Source organism: Streptomyces sp. NPDC004561, assembly GCF_053602155.1.
The window spans coordinates 1-4,656 of the sequence record NZ_JBSGDB010000609.1 but is presented as its reverse complement, the minus strand read 5'-3'; the positions used below and the strand labels follow the sequence as shown (position 1 = coordinate 4,656).

At 72.4% G+C, this 4,656-nt stretch carries 6 protein-coding genes and 1 pseudogene; 2 read left to right on the top strand and 5 right to left on the bottom strand.

Annotated features, from left to right (window positions below; translation table 11 throughout):
• A pseudogene (locus ACWEN3_RS41880) lies at positions 1 to 320 on the top strand (LLM class F420-dependent oxidoreductase); the annotation flags it as partial.
• 8 nt (positions 321 to 328) lie between these two features.
• Here the strand turns inward: ACWEN3_RS41880 and ACWEN3_RS41875 are convergent.
• The 5 genes from ACWEN3_RS41875 to ACWEN3_RS41855 all read right to left on the bottom strand — a co-directional run bounded on the left by ACWEN3_RS41875 (position 329) and on the right by ACWEN3_RS41855 (position 4,083).
• Positions 329 to 1,228, bottom strand: a complete 900-nt coding sequence (locus tag ACWEN3_RS41875) for a hypothetical protein (RefSeq protein WP_452982614.1) — start codon at positions 1,226 to 1,228, stop codon at positions 329 to 331.
• Between the two features lie 155 nt (positions 1,229 to 1,383).
• Positions 1,384 to 2,241 (bottom strand): fumarylacetoacetate hydrolase family protein, encoded by an 858-nt coding sequence (locus ACWEN3_RS41870; RefSeq protein WP_452982611.1) that lies wholly within the window; start codon positions 2,239 to 2,241, stop codon positions 1,384 to 1,386.
• A 128-nt stretch (positions 2,242 to 2,369) separates the two neighbouring features.
• Entirely contained in the window at positions 2,370 to 3,095 is a 726-nt protein-coding gene (locus ACWEN3_RS41865; RefSeq protein WP_452982608.1) for a YidC/Oxa1 family membrane protein insertase, read from the bottom strand.
• 101 nt (positions 3,096 to 3,196) lie between these two features.
• Positions 3,197 to 3,511 carry a DUF6412 domain-containing protein gene (locus ACWEN3_RS41860; protein WP_452982605.1) on the bottom strand — a complete coding sequence of 105 codons (315 nt, stop codon included), beginning with the start codon at positions 3,509 to 3,511 and terminating at the stop codon, positions 3,197 to 3,199.
• A gap of 44 nt (positions 3,512 to 3,555) precedes the next feature.
• Positions 3,556 to 4,083 (bottom strand): winged helix-turn-helix transcriptional regulator, encoded by a 528-nt coding sequence (locus ACWEN3_RS41855; RefSeq protein WP_452982602.1) that lies wholly within the window; start codon positions 4,081 to 4,083, stop codon positions 3,556 to 3,558.
• A 124-nt stretch (positions 4,084 to 4,207) separates the two neighbouring features.
• Between ACWEN3_RS41855 and ACWEN3_RS41850 the strand changes: the two genes are divergently transcribed.
• The coding region (locus tag ACWEN3_RS41850) for an MFS transporter (RefSeq protein ID WP_452982599.1) at positions 4,208 to 4,656 on the top strand (449 nt) is incomplete at its 3' end.

Sequence of the window (4,656 nt, the reverse complement as noted above, 5' to 3'; positions counted from 1 at the left end):
CACGGCTACGAGGACGAGCCCGACCGTGCCGAGTTCGTCGAACGGGCCCTTGCGGTGGACTTGTACGACGACGAGCAGGCCCTGGTGTGGAAGGCAACTTCCTGCGCCTCGGCTTCACCGAGGAGGACCTCGCCGACGGCGGCAGCGACCGCCTGGTCGACGCGGTCTTCGCCTGGGGCGACGAGAACCGGGTCCGGGAACGCATCGACACCTTCCGCGCGGCGGGCGCCGACCACCTGGCCCTCCAGGTGATCACCAGTGGCTCCCGCGACGCCCTCCCGAGAGAGGAATGGCGCAGGCTCGCCGCTCTGCTGGACTGAGCGATGGCTCAGATCCGGGCCTGACCGCCACGGCCCGCCGGGCAGTCCCGCAGCAGCTTGCGGATCTGCTCGGCGCGGTCGTTGCGCGGGGGCAACTGGTTCATGCGGCGTTGCAGCAGGTTCCTCGTCCCGTCGTCCAGCAGCCCGCAGTTCCCCCTGAACACCTCACGCAGCGCCTTGAGCGCCCACCACTCGTTGAACGGTCTGTCCTCGGACACCGCCGCCTCGGCGAGTTCACGTCCCCACGCCGGATCCGGATTGGCGTACAGGTAGGCGGCGGCGGCCAGCCGCAACCCGTGGTCGCCGCTCCCGAGATGGCGCTCGACGTCGAAGCCCCGGGCGCCTCGCAGCAGACGGACCATCTCGTCGGCGACCTCACTCATCGCCGTGGTTCTCTCGCGGCCGCTGGACATGGTCCACCGGATCTCGTTGTAGCGTGCCGCCAGCCGCTCGACGGGGTCGTCCGACGCCGGCACAGCGGGTCGCCCGCCGGCCTGCGTCCTGCTGAGCGCCTCCCTCACCCCGTCGGCCAGATCCCCCTCGACCTCCTGCTGCCTCGCCTGGAACTGCTGCGTCTCGAGCATGGCCTCGTGCACGATGCCCCGGACTTCCTCCACCTGGCGCTTCAACGTGATGCCGAATCCGGAGACCTCGGAGAAGAAGGCGCCGAGGAGCACCAGCATCAGGAGGCCGAGGACGACCATCGGAGGGTCCGTCATCTCCGGGTGCCGGCACACCTCGACGACGCGCCCGTTCGAGACCGTCTGCTGGTTGCACACCTGGGTGCCGAAGAACATGGCCACGGCCGCGCACGCGGCGAGGACGCCCAGCGCGGCCGCCACCCACTGGAACGGGCCGACCGCTCTCCGGCCGTTCGTCGAGATCCCGTCCGCCCCCGTCGCGGCCATCCCCCACCCCTCGGCCCTACCGACACCGGCGCCGCGCTCGCCCTCGAAGCCCTCGCACGGCAAGCACGGCACGTCCACGACAGAGGATATGGCCAACAGGCGGCCGAGGGGCGGGGGTTGGCCGCCCTCTCGGCCTCGGCGAGGCCGCGGAGCGGCTACGCGTCCTTGAGCTCCTGCCGCTGGCGGCCGAGGCCCTCGATCTCCAGCTCCACGACGTCCCCGGCCCTCAGGTACGGCTTCGGCTCGGGCTGGCCCATGGCCACCCCCGCCGGCGTCCCCGTGTTGATGACGTCGCCGGGGTAGAGGGTCATGAACCGGCTGACGTAGCGCACGACCTCCCCCACCGGGAAGATCTGCTCGGCCGTCGTACCGTCCTGCCGCAGCTCGCCGTTGACCCAGAGCCTCAGCGGCAGCCGCTGCGGGTCGGGGACCTCGTCCGCCGTGACGAGCCACGGTCCCAGCGGGTTGAACGTCTCGCAGTTCTTGCCCTTGTCCCAGGTGCCGCCCCGCTCGATCTGGAACTCCCGCTCGGAGACGTCGTGCGCGACGGCGTACCCGGCGACGTGCGCGAGTCCCTCCTCGGCCGAGTCCAGGTAGCGGGCCGTACGGCCGATGACGACGGCCAGCTCCACCTCCCAGTCGGTCTTGGCGGAGCCGCGCGGCACGAGCACGGTGTCGTTCGGGCCGACGACCGTGTCCGGCGCCTTGAAGAAGACCACCGGCTCGGTGGGCGGCTCGGCGCCCGTCTCGCGGGCGTGGTCGTGGTAGTTCAGCCCGATGCACACGATCTTCCCGATCCGGGCGAGCGGCGGTCCGATCCGCAGCCCCGCCGCGTCCAGACCGGGCAGCTCGCCCGACTCGGCCGCCGCCCGCACCCGGCCGAGCGCGGAGCCGTCGGCGAGGATCGCGCCGTCGATGTCGTCCACGATGCCCGACAGGTCCCTGAGGGTCCCGTCGGCGTCGAGCAGGGCGGGGCGCTCCGCCCCCGCGGAACCGACTCGCAGCAGCTTCATGGTCAGCATCTCCCTCGATCGCGGGGCGCCCGGCCGATGGGTGCAGCCATCGCAGGACTGGCCGATCCTCCAATCACGCAGTCCAGTCCGCAAGACCCTGTTCATGTACTGGACCGTAACCCGCCCCTCTAGCGGTACAGCGCGGCCCGCTCCACGGCGCTCCAGGTCGTGCTGGTCACGACGTACAGCGCCGCCGCGAGCGGGACGACGGCCACGGTGACGAGCGTGAAGAAGGACATGAACGGCATGACCTTGCCGACCGCGCCGAGCCCCGGCACCCGCTCGCCGTCCGCCGCGCCCACCGCGACCGGGTTGTCCGCCGTCATCCGCCTGGCGCGCCGGTAGTTGAAGGCGGCGACGGCGGCGACGAGGACGAACAGCCCGAGGTAGACCAGCCCGGCCGGCCCGAACATCCCGCCGTCGGCGAGCGTGTCGGCCCACCGCCCGCCGAGCGGCGCCGCGAGGAGCCGGTGCGCGAGCAGGCCGTTGCGCTCGCCGCCGATCGTGGAGTTGGCGAAGAGGTGGTAGAGCAGGAAGAAGGCGGGCATCTGGAGCAGGCTCGGCAGACAGCCGGACAGCGGGGAGACCTTCTCCTCGGCGTGCAGTTCCAGCACCGCCTGCTGGAGCCGCCGCGGGTCCTCGGCGTGCTTCCCGCGCAGTTCGGCGATGCGCGGCTGGAGTGCGGCACGGGCGCGCTGCCCACGGGCGGCGGCCCGGGACAGCGGGTGGACGAGAAGCCGTACGAGCGCGGTGAACAGGACGATCGCGGCGGCGGCCGCGGAGGCGTGGAACAGCGGCTGGAGCAGGTCGGCGAACCGCTCGACCAGGTGTGCGAAGGCGGAGAAGACGGACATGGGTGAGCCCTCCGGGGGTCTCGTCGTGCCGGAGCTGAGCGGGGAGACGGCATGACGACCCGCGCGGGGTCACGTACGCGATGGATGCGGGAGGACGTGCCCTACGCGGCGGTCGCCGGAAGGGCCTGTCCGGGTGCCCTGGGCCGGCGGCGGCCGGGCGCGTCGGGATCGCGCTGCGGCAGGAAGGCCGTACGTCTTGCCCGGTCGCGTATCGCCGTGCGCACCCGGGTGGGCGGGACGGCGGGCGCGCTGCGGGCGGTGAGCAGGGAACAGACGGTGAGCGCGGAACCGGCGGCGGCGGTCGCGGCGAGGGCGACGGTGGTGGTGAGGCTGCCGGTGTCGAGCAGGGCGACGGGCAGCAGCAGGAACAGCAGGAACGCGACGGCGCGCACGCCGGCGGCACGACCGCGGACCATCGCCTCCCCCTCCCCCCGCCTGCGCTGTCGCGCTCCCCCGTCGACTACGCCTGATCGATCTCCAGCGGCTCCAGCAGCCGCCTCGGCCTGAGCAGCGCCCGGCTGACCGGATCCGCCGGGTCCGGATCGAGTCCGGGCCCCGGCTCCATGACAACGTCCGGGACCGGTACGACGGTTCCGCAGGCGGGACATTCGCCGTACGGCCCGAGTTCGGTGCCGCAGCGCGCGTGCCGGAAGTAGCGCAGCTGGGTCTCGGTGAAGTGCTCGCGGCCCCACAGGCCGAGGGCGCGCAGGGTGGGCCACAGGGCGATGCCGCGCTCGGTGAGGACGTACTCGTCGCGGGCCGGCGACTGCTGGTACCGGCGCTTGTCGAGGATGCCCTCGGCGGTCAGGGCCTGCAGCCGGGTGGCCAGCACGGCGCGCGGGATGCCCAGGTGCACGAGGAAGTCGTTGTACCGCCGTACGCCGTAGAGCGCGTCGCGGACGACGAGCAGCGTCCAGCGCTCGCCGACGATCTCGAGCGCGCGGGCGATCGAGCACTCCTGTGTCGCGTAGTCCTTACCCAGTGCCATGCCGTCCACTGTAGCCACTTTCCGACTTCCGGTTCAATGAACGAACCGACAGTGCTACGGTGGCGGTGACAGCTCGGTTCAATGACCGAACCGATAAGTGGGTCGCTGAAGGACAGGACATGCCATGACCGGGCTCGACTCCGCCACCACCCCCGCCGCCGTCCGCGCCGGGACCACCCCGGACACACCCGCACGCCCCCGGGCCACGCTCGCCCTCACCAGCGCCGCGACCGCCGTGGCCCTCATGACGTACACCGCGCCGATGGTCACGCTGCCGGAGACGGCGGCCGCCCTGCACACCCCGCTCTCCGCCCAGGCCTGGCTCCTGAACGGCACCCCGCTGGGCCTCGCCGCCCTGCTACTGGTGGCCGGCAGCCTCGCCGACGACTACGGCCGCCGCCGGATCTTCCTGGCCGGCACCCTGGCCCTGGGCCTCACCACCGCCCTCGGCGCGCTCACGACGTCGACCTGGCAGTTCACCGACAGCGCGCACCGGCCACAGGAGACGCTGACCGTGCGCGGTGCCTCGTCACTCGTGGACCGGGTCAACCAGGTACGCCAAGGGCCCTACAC